The organism is Cyclobacterium sp. 10D3-21 (genome assembly GCF_055809755.1).
Map to the genome: position 1 here is coordinate 2279698 of NZ_CM147924.1, position 15729 is coordinate 2295426.

The window sequence follows — 15729 nt, forward strand, 5'->3', positions numbered from 1 at the left end:
AAAGGTCATGGATAAGCAGGTAATAGCGTTGAAAGGCCTTACTAAAAAATATGGCACTTTCACTGCGGTTAATGAATTGGATCTCACCATAAATAAAGGCGAAATATTTGGCCTGTTGGGCCCAAATGGGGCAGGAAAGACGACCACTATTCTGATGATGATGGGGCTTACTGAGCCCAGTGCTGGAACGGCTCATGTTTGTGGGGTTAATTCCACCAATGATCCCATAGCTGTAAAAAAAGTCGTGGGCTATATGCCAGACAATGTTGGGTTTTACGATAATATGTCTGCCTTGGAAAACCTGATGTATATCGGGGAATTGAATGGGATTCCACGCAGTGAAGTCGAAAAAGACGCCATAGCCGTAATGGATCTGGTCGGCTTGCCAGAAGAGGCCATTCATAAAAAAACAGCAGCCTATTCAAGAGGAATGAAGCAACGCTTAGGTTTGGCAGAAGTGCTTATCAAAAAACCTCAGGTTGTGGTATTGGACGAACCTACTTTAGGTATTGACCCGAGTGGGGTTAAGGAGTTTTTGTCTCTTATTTTACGGTTAAGTAGGGAAAAAGGACTTACAGTATTGCTTTCATCCCATCACCTTCATCAAGTGCAGCAGGTTTGTGATAGGGTTGGGATTTTTGTGAAAGGTGAACTCCTGATCGAAGGGGATATCGCTTCGCTTTCTAACCGCCTTTTTTCTGGAAAGTCATTTGAGTTAAATGTAACTTTTAAAAATCCAATTGACCTGCCATGGAAACATGAACCGGAATTACTACAGTTTCCCTCAATTAAGGAAATTTCAGTAAAGACTCATGATGCATGGATCTCAGGGGATGAGGATGTTACACCTGATATTGTCCGGTTTTTGGTGGAAAAAGGATATCCTATCACAGGGGTCCAAAAGAAAGAATATGGACTAGAGGATATTTATCAAAAGTATTTTGAAAACAATATAAAGTAGACTATAAATCAATGAAAGGAATCATAAATGCGTTGGATAAGAATGCTTCTATGCGCGATGATAATAAGCGAAACCCCTTTTGGATATTGGTGAGAAAGGAGATAGCTGATCATATACGCAGTTGGAGGTTTATTATTTTATTGGTACTTATCGTGCTTACCTTTTGGGCGGCCACTGCCGTGGCCATGAACAATATAAAAGACACCGTGGCAAAGGTCAAAGATATGGAAAGCCTTTTCTTGTACCTTAAAATACTGACAACTACAGAAGGGACATTGCCACCGTTTCATGTTTTTCTTAATTTTTTAGGCCCCTTATTGGGAATCAGCCTTGGCTTTGATGCCATTAATTCGGAACAACAAAACGGTACATTGACACGGATTATGGCTCAGCCCGTTTACCGTGACAATTTGCTTTTGTCCAAATTTGTCAGCTCCCTTATTCTGGTTGGAACCTTGTTGCTCTCACTTTCTTTACTGATGATAGGAGGAGGAATGCTCATTACTGGGGTTATGATAGAAGTTGAAGAGCTGGTAAGAATTCTATGTTTTATGCTGCTCTGTACTGTTTATGTAGGCTTTTGGCTAGGACTTTCTATTTTACTTTCCATTGTCTTTAAACAGGCATCAACTTCTGCACTTACAGCAATTGGTATCTGGTTGTTTTTCACGGTATTCTATCAGATTGTTGTCAATATGGTGGTTACCATGCTAACCTCTGGTTCGGGTGAATTGTCACAAATGCAAGTAATGCACCTCAATGAAATGATATTGAATTTTCTTCGATTGGCACCAAGTCAACTCTATGCAGATGCTACCACTACCTTGTTAATGCCATCTGTTAGGAGTTTGGGACCTGTTACCATGGAACAAATGGCTGGGGCCATTCCTTCACCACTTTCAATCAGAGATAGTCTGCTGATTGTTTGGCCACAGTTAACAGGGCTGATAGCAGCCACCTTACTTTGCTTTGCCTTTTCTTATTATCTGTTTATGAGAAGAGAAATACGAACCTAAGCATCTCTTTTTCCCTGTTTTATATAAATAATGCTGTTTGGAGGTTTTAGCTTTGTGTCGCAAAGATGAAATCTTCAAACAGCAACCAAGTGGATGATTTTGAAACCCTGAACTGGGCTAAGATTAGCTGATTCATTTTGTCTTATCACGAGTAAAAACCCAATTAGGTGCTTATCTAAACATTCGTTTCCAGATTGGTTTTTAATAGTATGAGAATTCCATAACTTTGCCTAGCAAATTAACAAATGCGGAAATTTTATTTCCGATCGATTGGGAGTTACAAAAATGGAACAAAAGAACAAAAGGCACTTTTTTATCATGAGGTTATTCATAGCCATCATGACACCTATAGTGCTGTGCCTATCCATTCTTCCTTGTTGCCCACCATCGGAAAGCTGCGCGGATGATGTTCGTCATGCTTGTGCGGATGACCCAGTTCAAGGGGCTTTTCCCAGCTCGGGATTATGTTCCCCTTTTTTTACCTGTGGCCATTGTCCGGGCGTTGTACTTCAGGAAGTGGAATTTCCTCCTTTATCTTTTCAGGAGGTAAATGACACCATTTCTGGAAATAGACCAGAATTCAAGCCTTTTATTCTCGTAAAATCCTTTTTCAAGCCGCCAAAGGCTTAACCACCCTATCTACCTAAAGGTAATTTAAACCAGACATCTACTAGTAAATATTTTGGCGGTATTCTTGCAGAAAAAAGAGCAACAATACCGTCAAAATCAGGTTGTTCTTGTGGTTTTCCCAAGGGCTTACACCCTTGGCTATAAAAAAAAACTTTTACAGGGTTTTTGGAATTCATGAAATTTCACGATTAAGAGCAGCATAGAAAGTAATGTCAAGCTATAAAAGGAATGTCTATTGCATATTTCGGGTTTAATTACGAACCATAATTTTTCAATCAATTAACTATTAATTAATTACCGTGAAACACATTGTCACCATACTGTTATTGCTTTGCCTTTATGGCACTACTTTGGCACAAAATACATTTACCGCTACGATCAAGGATGAGGAATCGAACGAAGCCCTATTTGGCGTGTACGTTTACTTTCCACAATTGGAGAAAGGGGCATCCAGTGATATTCAAGGAAAAGTTTCCATAGATAAAATCCCGAATGGTACTTACACAGTCCAAATAACGCACTTGGGTTATGAATCCATAAAATTGGAGAAATCCTTTCCCATCAATCAGCAAAAAGAGCTGACGCTATTTATGGAACATGGGCATGAGGAAATGGAAGAGGTGGTCATCTCATCCACAAGGAGCAGCAGGACCATAGAAGATATTCCTACAAGAGTAGAGGTTATCGCGGGAGAGGAACTTGCGGAAAAAGGGAACATGAAACCCGGTGATATCCGCATGCTACTGAACGAAAGCACCGGAATTCAGACCCAGCAGACTTCAGCAACCAGTTATAACTCAAGCATAAGAATTCAGGGACTTGATGGGAAGTACACCCAATTACTTAGAGATGGCCTTCCATTGTATTCCGGTTATTCAGGGGGCTTAAGCTTGATGCAGATTGCTCCCCTTGACCTAAAGCAAGTAGAAGTAATCAAAGGCGCTTCTTCTACACTCTATGGTGGAGGAGCCATTGCAGGCTTGGTAAACCTAATTTCTAAAACCCCTGGTGAAGACCGGGAGCTGAATTTTATGCTGAATGGGACCTCGGCTCTAGGCTTGGATCTTAGTGGTTTCTATTCGGAAAGGTACGGTAAGATTGGAACCACCGTATTTGCCTCCTATAATAAAGGAACAGCCTATGATCCGGCAGATATTGGCCTGACAGCGATTCCTCAATTTGAACGGTATACCATCAACCCTCGGGTGTTTTGGTACCTGGATGAAGCAACAGAAATTAACCTTGGCTTTAACTTTACTACTGAGGATAGGCTGGGAGGCAATATGGATTATGTAGTCGGCAAAACGGAGTCCGGATATTTTGAATCCAATGAAACGGATCGCTTGTCTACACAGTTTGACGCTACCCATCGCTTTTCCGACCATTCCCGCATTCAGCTGAAAAACAGTATCAGTTTTTTCGATAGATCCATAGCTATACCCAGTTATGTCTTTAGTGGGAAGCAGGTGTCCTCCTTTTCAGAACTGAATTATGTCACTTTCGGCGAAAAGATGGAATGGATTGTAGGGGCTAACCTATGGACCGAAAACTTTGATCAAAGACAAGGCGATCCGGACAATGACCTGGGATTTTCCAATACGACTACCGGAGCTTTCGTTCAAAATACCTGGAACATGGCTGCACAATGGACCCTGGAAACTGGATTGAGAGGCGATTACCAAAGTCAATATGGATCCTATCTGCTTCCCCGCTTTTCATTGCTGTTCGAGCCGAGTGAGCAACTTACCTTCAGGACAGGAGGGGGACTGGGTTATAAAACACCTACCCAGTTTACCGAAGATACTGAAAGACTGCACTTCCGGAATATTCTCCCTATAGACTTTTCAGAAACCAGTGTAGAACGTTCTACAGGGATTAATTTGGATGTCAATTACAAATGGCCTGTAACAGGTGATTTAAGCCTAAGTACAAATGCCTTACTGTTTTATACACAGATCAATGATCCGATGCTTTTGCAGTCAAACAATAACGGCATGTATGCATTCACACAGCCCAATGGGTATATCAATACCCAAGGTTTGGAAGCCAATATGAAGTGGAGTTACCATGATTTTAAACTTTTCGTGGGCTATACCTTTGCTGATGTTAATGAACATTATAACAATGAAGAAAGCGAATACCCATTGGTGGCCAAACACAGACTGAACAATGTATTGATGTATGAAAAACATGGGAATTTCTGGATCGGACTGGAAGCTTACTATTTCAGTCCCCAAAAGCTTTCAGATGGCAGTACCGGGAAATCCTATTGGATCACGGGAATCATGTCCGAAAAGAAAATTGGAAAGTATTTTTCCCTTTTCCTGAATTTTGAAAACATGCTGGATACCCGGCAGACCAGGTTTGATACGATTTACACAGGTAACATTAGCGATCCTCAGTTCAGGGATATTTATGCCCCTGTGGATGGTTTTGTGATTAATGGAGGGTTTAAGCTAAGTTTATAAACTTTACCTATTGAAGTCGAATAGGAAATTGGAAAGCAAATAATGGTTTTATCAGTATTGATGCACTTTATTGGCAACAATATCGATAAAACCACTTTGCCTTCGACAAGCTCAGGCACCGGATATTCGACAAGCTCAGACACCGGTAGTCTATCTTCCTAATTAACATTTAACAATTAAATAATTAACAATTACCATATTACCCCACTCACTCCATCACCACCTCTCCCTCGTAAAAACACCTTTGCCTTCGACAAGCTCAGGCACCGGTAGCCCACCTCGCTCACCCCATCACCCCATCACTGATCACTAAGCCTTTAATCGCACCCATCTGGAATTGCAACGTGATTCTTTACCCTAATGGTAATTCTTTTCCCTTTAATGACATTCCTAAACTAATCCATTGCTGAGGAAGAGCCGGGTATCTCACTACCTCTCGCTCAAAATACCTTTGCCTTCGACAAGCTCAGGCGCCGGTAGCCCACCTCGCTCACCCCATCACCCGATCACTGATCACTAAGCCTTTAATCGCACCCATCTGGAATTGAAACCAACCACGCTCGACCGCTCACTGGATCACCCGTTCACAAACTCACTCCACCACACCAACCTGCCCAAAAAACCATTCCTTAAAATTAATAATTAACAATTACCATATTACCCCACCCACTCCATCACTACTTCTCCTGCGTAAAAACACCTTTGCCTTCGACAAGCTCAGGCACCGGTAGTCTATCTTCCTAATTAACAATTAATAATTAATAATTAACCATTACCTACTGATTATCAGAAACGATTTTAAATGATTTTTTTGCCGTATAGGTTCTTCCTAGCCAGTCCTTGGCCAGCACTTCCACGGTATGTTCTCCTAAAGGGAGATCGGAAGGAATTCTGCCACTCCATATATGCGAAGAGATTAAAGCAGTGGATGGTCTTATTCCCCATGGAAGTTCTTCAGCATGGTCCCATTCATGGAGGATGTCCAACAAAAATTTATCGTATTCGGGTACAAGGTTCAAAGCTTTCCATTCGCCTTTGTCCACCCTGTATTTTACACTGTCTCTAGGGCTTCCCTGAAAAAAGTTTACGGTAATTTCCCCTCTGTATTTTTTTGCCTGGGGTACAATTTTGGGCATATGAATACTCATTTTCCAGTCGTTTTCTCCGGAAGGAACGTATTCATAGCTGTAGGTATTGTCAGTTATATTGAGGAAGGCATAGCCTTTTGGGGTACCATCACGCATAATGCCCGAAGGTGTTCCATAGCTGTCTTTGGGTCCAATATAAATACCGCCTGAAGTGGCTCCAGGGTTGTAATGGTGATGAATACCTGCGTTGGGCCAACCTTCTTCGGTGGTGAAGAAATGGTGGTTTTGGGAATGGGTGTGCCCCGAAAGGGAGAGGGTGTATTGATAGCCCTTTAGCAAATTGAAGAGTTTTTGTCGATCTCCTTCCCTGAATTGATCCGGTCCTTTTTCAAACTCATAAATGGGGATATGAAATGCCAATACGATAAGCTTGTCTTTTGAAACATGTTTAAGATCGTTTTTCACAAATTCCAGTATGTCATTTCTAAAACCGCCTATATAGCTGCCTTGTCCGGTTGGGTTGGGTGTGATTACATCATCCAATACGATAAAGTGAGCATTGGCATAATTCAGCGCATAATTGGTTGGACCAAAGCTGGCTTCATAGGTTTCATCTGAGAGTTTGTCTTCCTTATAGCTGTTGGTGTCATGGTTTCCCAGCAAATTGTACCATGGAATTCCTATTTTCCCAAGTGATTGGATATAGTTGTCAAATAAATTTCTAGCACCAAGGTCACCTAAGCTTATTCCAAAGGCAGCTCCTTTGCCCCCAATAAGCTCAGAAATTATGGCTTTTTCAAAGTAGCCAGCATTGGTGAGGTCATCTGCCTGAGGATCTCCAAATAAGAGTACCGAGAAATTAGGGTCTTCTTCCTGCGCAATCAATGGGAAATCCACTGATTTGGGTAGTTTTCCCGTGGGAAGAATCCTTTTTTCACCAGTTTCTGGTGATCCATTGGGCTTGTGGATGTAAAAAAATTGGGGTTGGTTGTTGGCGTCTACCGGTACCGCATAGCCTACAGGTTTAATAACTGAAACGATCATGTCCTCACTGGCGGGTAGGCTATAGCTTCCGTCTTCATTGCTCAGACTAACTTCTTTGCCATTGGTGACTGCTACGCCTTTGATTCCTTTTTCATTTCTGTCTTTGATCGCATTGGTATTGCGGTCTTCGTATACATAGCCAGTAACAGTTTCCTGGGCAAGTGCTGAGGAATAACTGGAGAGTTGTATCAAAATTAGGGCAGACAAAATGCCTGAACGTAGTACAGTTTTTATAGAAAACATGGTTTTGAAATGGATTTATATTGTGGGAATAAAGTACAATTGAAAAATAGGTTGCTATTGAAGGCTTAATTCTGGAATCAATAAGTGTAAATTAAGCGGTATTGGATAGCCGATTACAGTAATTACAAATCTATTGTTTTTTTTAAATTTATTGACATTATGAAATTGTGAATGTTGAAGGTGCTATAGATTTGGCAATGAAAAAATGGTCTATTTCTTTTTTAGTACTACTTTATTGATAGATCTGGGAAATAACAGCTTTTTTATTAAGCATTAATTTTCCTGTTGCCTAATCCAAGCAAACTCTTCCAAGACATAGCAATAAAATCAATAGCTTTGTATTTTAAGCCCTGGGAAAGTGATGGTTCCCCGCCCCCTGATTGAAAAGTATTAATATTCCTGAGAAAAATGTTGGGATGTTTTTTGGTTTTTTTGACAAAAAAAAGTCCCAAGTTGAATGAATCAACTTGGGACTTGGACTGTTGGCCGACCAGGGCTCGAACCTGGACTCTTCTGGACCAAAACCAGACGTGTTGCCAGTTACACCATCGGCCAATCATAAGATTAAAAAAGACTTGCTCTTTTTTAGTGTCACAAATGTAACAGGACTTTTTTTTTAATGCAAATCCCATTTAAAAGAATTTTCTCTCCAAAGCTTTAAAGCCCTAATTGTCAGAAACAAATTTTCCCTATTTATTGAAATAAACATTGGTTTTATTTTCAATTGGAAGATTTTGAGGTTTTTTAATCGTGAATTTTGATTTTCTCTGGAAAACGACCTCTTTAATTATCTGGGTAATTTGCCTTACAAACCTGTCATGTTCACTTTGGCATAATTGTCATTTGAAAGTTATTGATTCATGCTCAATTTGCTTTCGATTTTAATCAAGCCAATTGTTATTTCTATAATTTATTACTTCATGTCTATCAAATCACCCATATTTATTGTATTCCTTTTTTTCTTTACTACTTCCAGTATTTTTGCCCAGCAGCAATTTACCGGAACCATCATTGATAGCCAAACCAAGGAACCTCTGTTTGGCGCTTATGTTTTTTTAAAAAACCAAGACGGTGAAACCTTAAAATCAACTTACACAGATTTTGACGGAAAGTTTAAAATTGATAGGCCAATAGTTAAAGACTTTCTAATAGAGCTTTCTTTCATCGGTTATCAAGTGTTTCAAAAGCAGATAACATCCCCTGAGGGAAGCGATTTGGGTGTTTTTGAGATTGTAAGTGATGGTCAGGAACTAGAGGCCTTTGAATTGTCAGCCGATGCGCTTACCGGAGAAGTTAGAGGAGATACAGTGGCATTCAATGCGAATGCTTTTAAAACCAGACCAGAGGCTGATGCCGATGAATTGGTTCGAAAGATGCCGGGTGTGGTAATCCAAAATGGTGTCATTGAGGTCCAAGGCGAGGAAGTAAAGGAAGTATTGGTAGATGGAAGGCCTTTCTTTGGCGACAATCCAGCTGCTGCATTGAAAAACCTTCCAGCTCAAGTAGTATTAAAGATTGAATTTTTGGACCAAGGAAGTGAAGAATCAAAGTTAACAGGCTTTGATGATGGTGAAACCATAAAAACGATAAACATCATTACAAAACCGGACATGCGTGCGGGTAGATTCGGAAAGTTTTATGGAGGTGTCGGCACGGACAACAATTATATTGCTGGAGGAAATATGAATTTCTTCAATGGGGCAAGAAGGTTTTCTGTATTGGGTTTGAGTAATAATATCAACCAACAAAATTTTGGAGGAGATGAGTTGGGAAGTTTAGAAAGTAGTAGTGGAGGGTCAAATGATGGTTTAACTGTAGGTGAACTTCCGGGAATTACAAATACCAATGCCTTGGGGACAAACTTCTCTGATGAGTACCTGGATGCGAAATTAAAGGTTACTGGGAACTACCTTTTCAATGACAGAGACAATGTATTGAACAGGACTTCTTCCAGAGAATATATTCTACCCGATGATAGTCTTCAGTTGTACAATGAGGACAGAAACTACCATACAAAAACGCAAAGCCACAGGTTTAGTGCGAGAATAGACTATGAAATCAATGAAAAACATGCTTTGGTTTTGAAGCCCAGAATAGGTTTGGATTTTAGGAATTCTGTCAACCTTAGGGATGCCTACAATCTTTATGATGAGAATACCTTGATTAATCGGAATCAAAATGAGACCACTTCTTCTCGAGAATCCATGAGTTTTGCCAATTCTTTGAATTACAGGTATAAATTTGATAAAAAAGGGAGGGCATTCTCTACCTATATTTATACAAGTAAATACAAAAGTGACAGCAATTCAGATTTGGTGGCTGTCACGACGAATTTTCAGGATGCCAATATCGATTCACTTATACAATTCAAGCAAAACAAGTACAATAGCTTTTATTACAATGCTGGCTTGAATTTTTATGAGCCTATAAGTGAAAAATCCAGACTTCGTTTTGGATACCGGGTTTCAAATAACAATTCTGATACCAACCAAGATGTGGAAATTCAGGAAGCAGAAACCGGTTTAATTGAGATTGATAGTACTTTGACCAATAGATTCGAAAACAGTTATATTACCCATAGAGGAGGAGCTGGTTATAGTTATAAAACAGAAAAGCTTTCCTTTTTCACTAACCTAAATTATGAGGCTGCTTATATTGACAGTGACAGGTTATTCCCAGGTTTTGAAAATACACAGCGGTCTTTTTCCAATTTTCTACCAAGAGCGGTAATCAATTATAAAACAGGGGAATTCAGTAATATTAGAATTGATTACAATACCGATACAGATGCACCTTCCATCGGGCAATTGCAGGATGTTATCAGTAATGCCAACCCTTTGCAGCTTTCTACCGGTAATCCTGAACTAAATCAGGAATACAGCCATAGGCTTTTCACCAGGTATAGAATTATTAATCCTGAAACCAATCGCTCCTGGATGTTTTTCCTTTATGGAAACATCAGGAATGATTACATCGGTAATGAAACATTTATTGCTACCCAGGATACCCTTATTCAAAATGATGTAGCCCTGGCGCAAGGGGGTCAATTTACAAAGCCTGTAAATCTTGATAATTATTACGTGTATAGGCTATATGGAAGTTATGGGTTTCCACTAAAATTCATGAAAAGTAACCTGAGTGTTAATTCTAGTTTTAGTACGCGTAACCGTCCCGGTATTATCAATGGACAGTTGAATAACAATAAAAATACTTCTTACAGACAGGGGATAAACCTGAGTAGTAATATCAGTGAAAGCATTGATTTTAACCTTTCTTCACGAGGCACTTTTAATTGGGTAAGAAGTAGTTTACAGGAAAGTTTGGAGAATAATTATTATACCCACAATACCAAAGCCGACCTGTTTTGGAATTTTGTTGGAGGTGTTTTCGTAGGCACAAGTGTTAACCACCAGCTTTACACTGGTCTAGGCGATGAATTTGATAGGAGCATCCTTTTAACGAATATGGATATTGGGTATAGAATTCCTCCAAGCAATAAAACAGAGATAAAGCTTACCGTTTTTGATTTGTTCAATCAGAATGCAAGTATCAATAGAAATGTAACAGATGTCTATATAGAGGATGTCAGAACTCAGGTTTTAAGGCAGTTCTTCATGCTTACAGTGACATACAACCTCAGAAGATTTGGTGGCTATGACATGGCCCTGTAATTGGGGATAGCAAAGGATTTAATATGAATATTATCTAATAGGCGACCCAATAATGTGTCGCCTATTTTTTGTTGACTAGTTCTACTTTATAGATTTGTACAAAATCTTCTTCCTTTTCGGTGTTGAATTTGGAAAGCCACCAGAGCTCCCCGTCGCGCACCAAAAATTGACGGTGATCCAAATTATCAGGTAGGCTTATGCTTTGAATAGTTTCCCCTTGATGATCCATAACAAGTAGTGCAGGATGATATTTTCCTTCAATTTTTTCTTTGAAAACCTTATAATCCTCCCTTGCCTTGATGGTTTTGTAATTTTCTTTATCTGCCAGATCGTAGCCAGAGCTGTAGGAACTGATTAGGTAATCTTTATAAACTTTTAGGGAATAAGTGCGGCCGGCAGATTCATCATAAGCAATGGATTTAGGGTCGGCCTTTGCTCTATCTTCCCCTTCACCCATCTGATAATTGGGATAATCGATGCGTTTCCTATCCAGCAATTGGTGAGGTGATTTAATATCATAAACATTGAGATGGGGATCTGTCCCGGCAATGACCAGCAATTTGTCATCCAGAATGGTAAAGCATGGATTCATTTCTGAAATTTCATAGGACCGTCCTGAGCTTCGGAAAGGACTGCTTTCTTCAAGATTGATAATCCGTTCGGCAGAACCTTTATCCGGATCAAACTTCACTAGTAGTTGAAATTGATCATAATACTCGTCTTGCGTTTTGTTGTATTCGCCCCGGGCCACAAGCCCTTTTTGAAACAATATTCCATTGTGCTCCAATAATTCTGAGTCGGCAGCAGCACGTCCAGCAAAGAAAGGAACCTCTTCCTCAAATGGTTCGTGCCTGGCCAGGTTTCCTTCCGCATCGAATTCAAAAAATCCTTTGTGGGAAACGAGTGAGACATGGTCCTCTTTTTTGATTTTGGCAGTGCTCCATAAAAACCTGCCGTAATTGTCTTTTTGATCTCCTCGTTTGTCCATGGTTAGCAAATGATTCCCCTTGAAATCAGTCATCAAAATGATGCCTCTTTGCGGATCGTGAAACAGCAGACGCTCCCTATTGGGTTGAATGTCCATTAAGTCAAGCAATCCAATATAGTCGATGCGAATGCTATCCCTTATTTCAAGTGATATTTCGGTAGCCGTTTCTGTTTTCTCTTTTTGGCAAGAAATAAGAATTTGTGAAAAGAAGATACTATACAGGAAGATTAAATGCTTGGGAGATTTCATGGATTTATTCTTATGAACTAACATAGTAATTGTAAGCCTAATTGTCAAGTTTTATTGAATATTTTCGGATTTCAACCTTCTGTAAGTAAGTAAGATAGATCGGTTGGTGGTTTTTGAATGTTCCTGGAATGGACTAAAATTGTCTAGATATTGGGATGTAAGGTGTTTTTTAACCGGTATTATGAAGTTAATTGTCAATCTGTTTGGTTTTTTATCCTATAACTTTCAGAATGTTAGTAAAAATAAATGGGTCATCTTGATTTCGGATGGCAAGCCAAACGATTTTGACAAGTACGAAGGAAAGTATGGAATACAGGATGTCAAACAAGCCTTGCGGGAATTGAATGAAAGGAAAATTAATTCTTATGCCTTGGCCATAGAGGCACAGGCAAAATATTATTTACCTCAGATGTTTGGGCAGAATCACTACCAGACATTAACCTCCCCAGTCGAGCTCATGAAATCCCTTGTAAAACTATATGAGAAGATCAAGTATCAATAATACTGATAGAGCTAGAACACAAAACAATGGAGCAAATGCAGGGAAAAATATCCTATAAAAACATTTATTATCCTCCCGGAGGAATTATGCTCTGGATCATAATTTTTCTAGAGCTGGGTACCTTTGGGCTAGGACTGCTGGGTTTGGCCTATTATGGTAACTTGACGCCAGAGCTTTTTCATGATGCCAGATTGCATTTGAACTCATTTATAGGCACTATCAACACCCTGGTTTTATTGATTAGTGGATATACGATGGCCAGGGCAGTGGAGGCATTCAGAAGCGGAAGGAAAGACAAAGCCAAACAGTTGATGAAAATCACCCTCATAGGTGGCGGATTGTTTTTAGCATTGAAGTGTTACGAGTACTACGAGAAGCTTAGTTCCGGACTGGAGATGTGGGACAATATGTTTTACACTTTTTATTGGTTGCTTACCGGGTTTCACCTGATACATGTAGTGGTAGGGATGGTTATTTTAGGCTATATGTCGTTTATGGCTTAAATTCTTTCCTAGTATAGCCAGATTATCCAAAATTAAACCTTATTGAAAGGAAAGGTTAAATAGTGAGTATATAACAGAATGAAAAAGGATATGCATATCTTAAATTAAGGATGTCAAAAAGACATACCTATTTATATTGGCACTCTATGTGAATGAATGACTTTTATGGAAAAGCTTCTTAAAGAAATCAGAGCTTGTAGGATTTGTGAGAAACACCTTCCCTTAGGACCGAGGCCGGTTTTATCTGCACATTCCAAAAGTAAAATTTTAATAATAGGACAAGCTCCGGGAACCAAAGTGCATGCCAGTGGAGTGCCCTGGGACGATGCGAGTGGGAGGAATCTAAGGTCTTGGTTGGGAGTGGATGCGGCTCTTTTTTATGACCCCGAAGTTTTCGGAATTGTGCCGATGGGTTTTTGCTATCCTGGAAGGGGCAAGGGTGGGGATTTGCCTCCTAGACCCGAATGTGCACCCGAATGGCATGCGGATTTGTTTCGTGAGATGCCAGCCATTCAATTGGTATTGTTGATAGGGCAGTATGCACAAAATTATTACCTGGGAAAGGAGAAGAAGAAAACCTTAACCGAAACGGTAAGGAATTACCAAAATTACCTTCCAAAGTTTTTTCCTTTGGTGCACCCTTCGCCTAGGAATAGAATCTGGCAAATGAAAAACCCTTGGTTTGAAGATGAAGTGGTGCCCGCCTTGCAAAACGAAGTGCATGCGCTGCTATAATATGTTTTGGTTGAAGAATGTATTCTATCCCTTTATTGTTCATTGAGGTCTGTATTCAATGTTTACATAGTATTGTTTTATAGTGTATTTTTGAAATTTCGTTTGTCAGTTTACTGAATTAACGTTATTTTGAGGCATGAAAAACTTGAGAAGAGATTTTTTAAAAAAATCGGTATTGGCGGCTGGCAGCCTGCTTACAATACCAACGATCATACCCGGATCTGCACTAGGAAAAAATGGTTTTGTGGCACCCTCAGATAGGATTAACCTGGGTTTTATTGGTGCCGGGAATCAGGCTGGGAATGATGTAAAAGACTTTTTAGCAGACAAGCGTGTTCAAGTGACGGCGGTTTGTGATGTCAATAAAAAAAGTTCAGGATATTGGAATGGTAAAGTAGCGGGGAGGGATTATATCATGCAGGTAGTGGATGACTACTATTCGGATAAAAACAAAACAAGTTACCAATCGGCTATTGGATTTACTGATTTTAGAGAATTATTAGAAAGCAAAGACATCGATGCCGTGGAGGTGGTCACACCTGATCATTGGCATTCTATACCCGTGATGATGGCGGCAGCGGCGGGAAAACATATTTATTGCCAAAAACCACTCTCACTAACAATAGACGAAGGCAGGGCCATGAGTGATGCTGTTAAAAAATACGGTGTCACCTTTCAAACGGGCAGTCAGCAAAGATCCAGTCACCATTTCAGGAGGGTTTGTGAGCTCGCGAGAAATGGGAGGTTGGGAGATCTTCATACCGTCACTTGCGGATTACCAGGAGGAACGCCTGATTTTGGAAAGACAGGGCACTTGACAGAAACCATTCCAGTGCCTAAGGATTTCGACTATGATATGTGGCTAGGGCCTGCTCCTGAAGCACCCTACAGTCCTTGTCGAACCCACGTGAACTTTCGTTGGAATTTGGACTATTCAGGAGGGAATGTAACAGACTGGGGAGGACATCATCCTGACATTGCCCAGTGGGGTATGGGTACTGAGCTTACAGGCCCAGTGAAAATCCAAAATGCCCAGGCGGTCTGGTCGGATCATCCGGTATGGAATACGGCGACCCGGTTTTATTTTGAGTGCATTTATGAAAATGATGTTAAGCTAATCATTCAGAGTGACAAAGACTTTGGGGTAACCTTTCAGGGAACCGAAGGTTCTGCCTGGGCCACACGTGGAGAACATAAAATCAATCCTGAAAATTTGAAAGACACGGTAATTGGACCTGATGAGACACAACTTTATGTCAGCGATAACCACTTTAAGAACTTTATAGATTGCATTTATTCCGGTGAGGAAACAGTAGCTCCTGCAGAGGTCGGTCACCGATCCATTTCACTTGCACATTTAGGAAATATAGCAATGATGTTGGAGCAGGATCTGGTTTGGGACCCAAAAAAGGAGCAGTTTAAAGATAACTTTGCAGCCAACCAGTTGCTTATCAGGAAAATGAGAGAGCCATGGGGAGCTCTATACAGAAGTTTGAAAGTTTAGTTTTTTATTGACTATTGCTTTCTCAGCTTATTTCCTGACAAAAGTCAGTTTATAAGCTGAGAAAGCTAATCTTTTTTGAAGTCTTATACAGGTAATTTTGTTTTCAATCTAAGCACTTTCAAAGGTG

Annotated in this window: 12 protein-coding genes and 1 tRNA gene; 9 read left to right on the plus strand and 4 right to left on the minus strand. The window is 40.1% G+C overall.

Annotation, left to right across the window (positions count from 1 at the left end):
- Window positions 1-7: 7 nt before the first annotated feature.
- From AC0L7T_RS09320 to AC0L7T_RS09330, 3 genes are all read left to right on the plus strand, one after another.
- Entirely contained in the window at window positions 8-961 is a 954-nt protein-coding gene (locus AC0L7T_RS09320) for an ABC transporter ATP-binding protein (protein ID WP_473342288.1), read from the plus strand.
- A gap of 11 nt (window positions 962-972) precedes the next feature.
- Window positions 973-1977, plus strand: coding sequence for an ABC transporter permease (locus AC0L7T_RS09325; RefSeq protein ID WP_473342289.1), 1005 nt, complete (start codon window positions 973-975; stop codon window positions 1975-1977).
- Window positions 1978-2295: 318 nt separating this feature from the next.
- Entirely contained in the window at window positions 2296-2607 is a 312-nt protein-coding gene (locus AC0L7T_RS09330) for a hypothetical protein (RefSeq protein ID WP_473342290.1), read from the plus strand.
- Between the two features lie 5 nt (window positions 2608-2612).
- Here the strand turns inward: AC0L7T_RS09330 and AC0L7T_RS09335 are convergent, their stop codons facing one another.
- Window positions 2613-2783 carry a hypothetical protein gene (locus AC0L7T_RS09335; protein WP_473342291.1) on the minus strand — a complete coding sequence of 57 codons (171 nt, stop codon included), beginning with the start codon at window positions 2781-2783 and terminating at the stop codon, window positions 2613-2615.
- Between the two features lie 123 nt (window positions 2784-2906).
- Between AC0L7T_RS09335 and AC0L7T_RS09340 the strand changes: the two genes are divergently transcribed.
- Window positions 2907-5075, plus strand: coding sequence for a TonB-dependent receptor (locus AC0L7T_RS09340; protein WP_473342292.1), 2169 nt, complete (start codon window positions 2907-2909; stop codon window positions 5073-5075).
- A gap of 776 nt (window positions 5076-5851) precedes the next feature.
- On the opposite strand, the gene AC0L7T_RS09345 is transcribed toward AC0L7T_RS09340, so the two are convergent.
- Both AC0L7T_RS09345 and AC0L7T_RS09350 read right to left on the minus strand, forming a co-directional pair.
- Window positions 5852-7450 (minus strand): calcineurin-like phosphoesterase C-terminal domain-containing protein, encoded by a 1599-nt coding sequence (locus AC0L7T_RS09345; RefSeq protein WP_473342293.1) that lies wholly within the window; start codon window positions 7448-7450, stop codon window positions 5852-5854.
- Window positions 7451-7932: 482 nt separating this feature from the next.
- Window positions 7933-8005: transfer RNA gene (locus AC0L7T_RS09350), tRNA-Gln, on the minus strand.
- 365 nt (window positions 8006-8370) lie between these two features.
- Here AC0L7T_RS09350 and AC0L7T_RS09355 point away from each other — a divergent pair.
- On the plus strand, window positions 8371-11121 hold the full coding sequence (locus AC0L7T_RS09355; protein WP_473342294.1) for a TonB-dependent receptor: 2751 nt from the start codon (window positions 8371-8373) through the stop codon (window positions 11119-11121).
- A gap of 61 nt (window positions 11122-11182) precedes the next feature.
- Here AC0L7T_RS09355 and AC0L7T_RS09360 read toward each other — a convergent pair whose 3' ends face one another.
- Window positions 11183-12358 (minus strand): hypothetical protein, encoded by a 1176-nt coding sequence (locus AC0L7T_RS09360; protein WP_473342295.1) that lies wholly within the window; start codon window positions 12356-12358, stop codon window positions 11183-11185.
- A 181-nt stretch (window positions 12359-12539) separates the two neighbouring features.
- Here AC0L7T_RS09360 and AC0L7T_RS09365 point away from each other — a divergent pair, with 181 nt between their 5' ends.
- The 4 genes from AC0L7T_RS09365 to AC0L7T_RS09380 all read left to right on the plus strand — a co-directional run bounded on the left by AC0L7T_RS09365 (window position 12540) and on the right by AC0L7T_RS09380 (window position 15602).
- Window positions 12540-12860, plus strand: a complete 321-nt coding sequence (locus AC0L7T_RS09365; protein ID WP_473342296.1) for a hypothetical protein — start codon at window positions 12540-12542, stop codon at window positions 12858-12860.
- A 35-nt stretch (window positions 12861-12895) separates the two neighbouring features.
- Window positions 12896-13363: a cytochrome c oxidase subunit 3 gene (locus AC0L7T_RS09370; protein WP_473342297.1), complete on the plus strand. Its 468-nt coding sequence runs from the start codon at window positions 12896-12898 to the stop codon at window positions 13361-13363.
- Window positions 13364-13528: 165 nt separating this feature from the next.
- The gene (locus AC0L7T_RS09375; RefSeq protein ID WP_473342298.1) at window positions 13529-14098 is read left to right on the plus strand and encodes a uracil-DNA glycosylase family protein; all 570 of its coding nucleotides are present in this window, start codon (window positions 13529-13531) and stop codon (window positions 14096-14098) included.
- A 136-nt stretch (window positions 14099-14234) separates the two neighbouring features.
- A complete protein-coding gene (locus AC0L7T_RS09380; protein WP_473342299.1) occupies window positions 14235-15602 on the plus strand; it encodes a Gfo/Idh/MocA family protein in 1368 nt (455 codons plus the stop codon).
- The last annotated feature ends 127 nt before the right edge of the window (window positions 15603-15729 follow it).

What these genes read in the sequence shown, in the direction of transcription:
- AC0L7T_RS09320 (WP_473342288.1), top strand. Translation starts at nt 8, where the DNA reads ATGGATAAGCAGGTAATAGCGTTGAAAGGCCTTACTAAAAAATATGGC.
- AC0L7T_RS09325 (WP_473342289.1), top strand. Translation starts at nt 973, where the DNA reads ATGAAAGGAATCATAAATGCGTTGGATAAGAATGCTTCTATGCGCGAT.
- AC0L7T_RS09330 (WP_473342290.1), top strand. Translation starts at nt 2,296, where the DNA reads ATGAGGTTATTCATAGCCATCATGACACCTATAGTGCTGTGCCTATCC.
- AC0L7T_RS09335 (WP_473342291.1), bottom strand. Translation starts at nt 2,783, where the DNA reads ATGAATTCCAAAAACCCTGTAAAAGTTTTTTTTTATAGCCAAGGGTGT.
- AC0L7T_RS09345 (WP_473342293.1), bottom strand. Translation starts at nt 7,450, where the DNA reads ATGTTTTCTATAAAAACTGTACTACGTTCAGGCATTTTGTCTGCCCTA.
- AC0L7T_RS09355 (WP_473342294.1), top strand. Translation starts at nt 8,371, where the DNA reads ATGTCTATCAAATCACCCATATTTATTGTATTCCTTTTTTTCTTTACT.
- AC0L7T_RS09360 (WP_473342295.1), bottom strand. Translation starts at nt 12,358, where the DNA reads ATGAAATCTCCCAAGCATTTAATCTTCCTGTATAGTATCTTCTTTTCA.
- AC0L7T_RS09365 (WP_473342296.1), top strand. Translation starts at nt 12,540, where the DNA reads ATGAAGTTAATTGTCAATCTGTTTGGTTTTTTATCCTATAACTTTCAG.
- AC0L7T_RS09370 (WP_473342297.1), top strand. Translation starts at nt 12,896, where the DNA reads ATGCAGGGAAAAATATCCTATAAAAACATTTATTATCCTCCCGGAGGA.
- AC0L7T_RS09375 (WP_473342298.1), top strand. Translation starts at nt 13,529, where the DNA reads ATGGAAAAGCTTCTTAAAGAAATCAGAGCTTGTAGGATTTGTGAGAAA.
- AC0L7T_RS09380 (WP_473342299.1), top strand. Translation starts at nt 14,235, where the DNA reads ATGAAAAACTTGAGAAGAGATTTTTTAAAAAAATCGGTATTGGCGGCT.